Source organism: Terriglobia bacterium (assembly GCA_032252755.1).
Classification (GTDB): Bacteria; Acidobacteriota; Terriglobia; order Terriglobales; family Acidobacteriaceae; genus JAVUPY01.
Map to the genome: position 1 here is coordinate 1 of JAVUPY010000026.1, position 2737 is coordinate 2737.

Annotated in this window: 4 protein-coding genes; 3 read left to right on the plus strand and 1 reads right to left on the minus strand. The window is 55.1% G+C overall.

The window, feature by feature from the left end; translation table 11 throughout:
- Positions 1-7 precede the first annotated feature (7 nt).
- A complete protein-coding gene (locus ROO76_06655; GenBank protein ID MDT8067832.1) occupies positions 8-130 on the plus strand; it encodes a hypothetical protein in 123 nt (40 codons plus the stop codon).
- Here the strand turns inward: ROO76_06655 and ROO76_06660 are convergent.
- Positions 116-427, minus strand: coding sequence for a PAS domain-containing protein (locus tag ROO76_06660; GenBank protein MDT8067833.1), 312 nt, complete (start codon positions 425-427; stop codon positions 116-118). The genes ROO76_06655 and ROO76_06660 overlap by 15 nt on opposite strands.
- A 192-nt stretch (positions 428-619) precedes the next feature.
- On the opposite strand from ROO76_06660, the gene ROO76_06665 reads away from it, so the two are divergent.
- A complete protein-coding gene (locus ROO76_06665; protein MDT8067834.1) occupies positions 620-1027 on the plus strand; it encodes an ATP-binding protein in 408 nt (135 codons plus the stop codon).
- 1501 nt (positions 1028-2528) lie between these two features.
- The coding region (locus ROO76_06670; protein ID MDT8067835.1) for a transposase at positions 2529-2737 on the plus strand (209 nt) is incomplete at its 3' end.

The window sequence follows — 2737 nt, forward strand, 5'->3', positions numbered from 1 at the left end:
CGAATCGATCAACGCCAAGATTCAGTGGGTGAAGTACACGGCGCGCGGTTTCCGCAACAAGCAGAACTTCATCCACGCCATCTACTTCCACTGCGGCGGCCTCGATCTGGCGCCGCTACCCACTAAATAGCCGGAAGCGCCTCCTTAGGAAACGGACCCGAGCGTGAGTGTAGGCCATGCCATCCGGCGGCTTGCCGACCTCGAGGTCTTCGAGAGCTGGCATATCGTCAGGAAAGATGAACCGACACAGGTTCTTTCCGATCATCTCCGCTGGTTGCCAGCCGAGAATCTCAAGACAGGATGGGGAGATGTAGTGAATCACATGATCGAGGCCGACGCTGCACAGTATGTCAGCACTGTTCTCCACGAGGAACCTGTAATCGATCTCGGCCGCGCCGTCCAGTTCGCGTTTGAATTCAGGAGGCATACGGCTTCACTCCTCAAACAAGGCTTTGGGAAAAGATGTTTGCGGTGCGCCCCCGCAAACTGCCCTTAGAACCCATGGTCGGGGAGTTGGAAAGCCGAATACGGCACGGCTCCTGTGACCTTTAGCTCGGGGCCTGGACATACGTCACAGGCTCCCCGACCCAAAGGCAAGGGAGATCACACGCCTCGCGGCGTGCCTTTGTCGTATTCGGGGTTTCCACACCCCGGAGCGGCGCGTGCCCGCCCCGCAGTAAGGATACCTTTATCCGCCTCTTTTTTGCTATGGGATGGAAAAATTTACTGGGAACGGAGCGACACCGTCCAATTGGTGATTGAAGACAGTGGACCCGGCATCGCGGCGAAAGATGCGGATCGATTCTTCGAGCCCTTCTTCGCTGTCAGGAAGGATGTCGGCACCGGTCTCGGGTTATGGGCGACCAAGGAGATTGTCGAACGGCACGGTGGAAGCATCCATTTGCATCCGCGTAGCGATGGCGGCCGGGGAGCGGCGCTCACCATCCTCTTGCCTCGCACAGCCGAGGTTCCGAGAGGCGTGCTTGAGGAAGCGCAACTGAATGGCGACGCCGCGGCCGATACGTAATTGTCTGGCGATTTACTGGTTTGAAGCCCTTGGTCCAGGTGAGAGCGGAACTGGGCCAGCAGGACCGGCACAGTAGCCGTACAGCCAATGTTCCTGTCTCGCACAGTGCGTTGAGGGACTGCTGGCGGAGATGGCGCAACATCAAGGTTCGCCAGGGCCGGGGGTACTTGAAAATGTTGTCAGCCAGCCGTGCAGATCACTCTCGATCAAGAAGCAGAGAGGGTCAAAAATGCGATTTGTACATTAACTGGCTCGCTCTGCTCGTTCCGCGGGACGTATTCGGTGGCGAGTTCGCGTCGAGCGTCAATACCGGATCTCTTTAATCGCCAATCAAATTCGACTCGCTCATCGGGTTCGATTGGCGTGCCTCTCAAAATGGACCCCTTCCATGTGTAACAAGCTCCCGTCGGGAGCGCGAGTCGAAAGCCATTGCAGACCTTTACGGAAGTTGCCGACAAGAGCCGACCAGACGTGTTTTCGTCGACGGTTTCAAAGCTATGGAGCAAGTCACACATCTCGCTCCGCATGTATTGAATGCATGCAACGGTCGCTCTAACTGCCAGTTCCTCCTCGTCACTCTCGTTGTCACTTTACCCATAGTTTTGCCGTTTTGGAACCATAGTTTTGCCGCATCCGGCATTCATAATGCCGGCCAGGCAGACATTCTGGCTATCACGAAGTGTGATTCTGGAACCATAGTTTTGCCGGAGTGCGGATTGGAACCATAGTTTTGCCATGAGGACATAACGTAACTGTTTTGATTCCGCAGGTTGTCGCCCCAGAAAATGTGGGCTACTTTGTACGTGTGAGGGTGGCCACACGTACATGGATCAGAGACCGACGTTAGAAGTGCAGCGCTGGTTTATTCAGGCGGCTCAAGAGCTCTGGCCAGTTGCAGTTGGGTCTCTCTCATTGAGAAAGAGTCCTTGTATCCGAAGCAAGTGCGTGATGTGTGCCTCCGGTCAAGGCCACAGTAGTTATGTGTTGTATGGTCGTCGAGGGCCGCGCCGATTTTCAATCTACATTCCCGAAAGACTGGTACCTGAAATTCGCTCCGCCATTGAGAACGGCCACTTGATGCAGGAACTCTTGACTGACGCGACAGTGCGCTATGTCGAGGCGCTAAAGAAGAAAGGAGCGAAGAACACATCAACTCCTCAGTCGGCGCACGATAAAAAATCGATACGCCAACGAAGGTCATGATAGCGAGTTCGAGGGTAGAGCAGGAATAAGCCACTGTCCGTTCGGAGGGTGAATGCTCAGTCCGGAAACGTTGATTGCATGGTATGAGCAGGTTGGTCTCTCGCATGAAGCACGATGCCTGATCGATCAAATTCGATCTTCGAATCCTTCCCGTCCCGTAGGGGGCGGCCGCTCCAATGTTCGTGGTCGTTATCCAAGCCGAAAGATGGGACTAACTATCCAATTTGAGAGCCATCACGTAGAGCTTGCGGGTATTCACGAAAGTGGGGTAGCTCCCTTAATACAGTAGACTCAAGATATTGTGGTTTTCACTCCTGAAGTCTCGAAACAGCTTGATTATCCAGGCACTTGGCAGCAGTTTCGCGTCTGGTTTCCCGACGAACAATCCTGCGTTGCCTATCTGGAGCGGCTGCGTTGGTCCGAGGGTTTTCGCTGTCCAGGTTGCGCCAGCGAGAAGGGCTGGCGGCTTGAGGATGGCTCCTGGGCTTGTTCCGGTTGCGCCCGCAA